We start from the raw sequence: 1,207 nt of genomic DNA on the forward strand, positions 1-1,207 counted from the left end.
TCACCTCCTCCAACCGGAAGTTCAGCGCGATCAGCCCCACGAAGCACAGAACATAGATCGCCGCCGAGACCTTGAGCCCGGTCGAGAAGACCTGGGACGCCATGGCCCAGAAGTGCTGGGTGGTCTGGCCACCCCGGATTAATTGCGCGGAAGGATTCTTGCGCATGGCTGGTCCTTGAAATGGGGGATGTGAACGGGGGCGCTTCTAGGTGGTCATCGGGGGTTGTTGCCAGAGACGACCACATCCCGGATCCGCTATGACGTTGCGGGCAACGCATTGAATAAAATAGACATATCGGATGGTCTTAGCTAAGCTGCAGCCGTGATGTCTATTGCGGAGACCGATGTGCAGCGCCGGCTTGAAGGGGTAAGACGGGACGCCCGGGATGGGGAAGTGAAGCCCCCGAGGCCCTTGCCGTGGCTCGGCAAGCGGCTTTTGCTGTTGGCACTTGTCTCTGGAAGCGCGGGCTTTGCGTTCCACCTGTTCGGCACTTGGCCGCTGGGAGTGATCGCTATCGTGACGCCGATCTTCGGCTGGATTGCTTTGGTTCTGGCAATGCAAAGACAGTTTGGGGTGGCGCCGATTGCAGAAAATGCTCAGGATGAAGTTCCGCTCAACGGCTTTGCCATTGCCAAAACCCAGGCTGACCTTTCTGCGCAAATGGATTGGCGGCGTCGGTTCGGTACTTGATGGTCGGGCCCCCTCGACTAGATTTATGGAAGTCTGGCTGCACCCAAGATTGTTGGTCATGGCTTTACCTCGCCAGTACAGATTTGATTGCCGATTTGGACTGCCGGGGCGGCCCGTTCCGCACTGGCGGAGTTTAGCCAGCCAGGAATGAGGTTGTTCTGATAGCCTTCAGCAACCAGCGCACGCATGCCTTCGGGCGAGTAATAGTTCACCGCGCCTTTGGTGAAGTCGGGCACTTGGCCGCCCATCACCATATCGGCGATCAGTGCTGCTTTGTCGTAGGCGTCGCTGCCCGGACCATAGCGATCGACCAGATCGTTTCCGGAGCCGTCAGTGTTCCATGCCGAGAACTGCCCGGCCTGCAGTGAGACCTCACCGGGCGTGTCCGGAAAGCGGCTGTCAGCCATCCGGTTGCGGATGACCAATGCCACGGCAGCCATCCCCTCCGGTCCTTCCCCGGCGGCCTCGCCGATGATCGTCCGGATCATCACATCGCGGTCTTGCGGTGTGTAGCTC

2 protein-coding genes are annotated in these 1,207 nt (G+C 59.5%); one reads left to right on the forward strand and one right to left on the reverse strand.

The features are described 5' to 3' along the window. The first annotated feature begins 325 nt into the window (after positions 1-325). A complete protein-coding gene (locus AC1DVR_RS23425) occupies positions 326-691 on the forward strand; it encodes a hypothetical protein (RefSeq protein ID WP_478003031.1) in 366 nt (121 codons plus the stop codon). 56 nt (positions 692-747) lie between these two features. Here AC1DVR_RS23425 and AC1DVR_RS23430 read toward each other — a convergent pair. Then, the coding region (locus AC1DVR_RS23430) for a cell wall hydrolase (protein ID WP_478003032.1) at positions 748-1,207 on the reverse strand (460 nt) is incomplete at its 5' end.

This window comes from Rhodobacter sp. P2_H5, assembly GCF_056403335.1.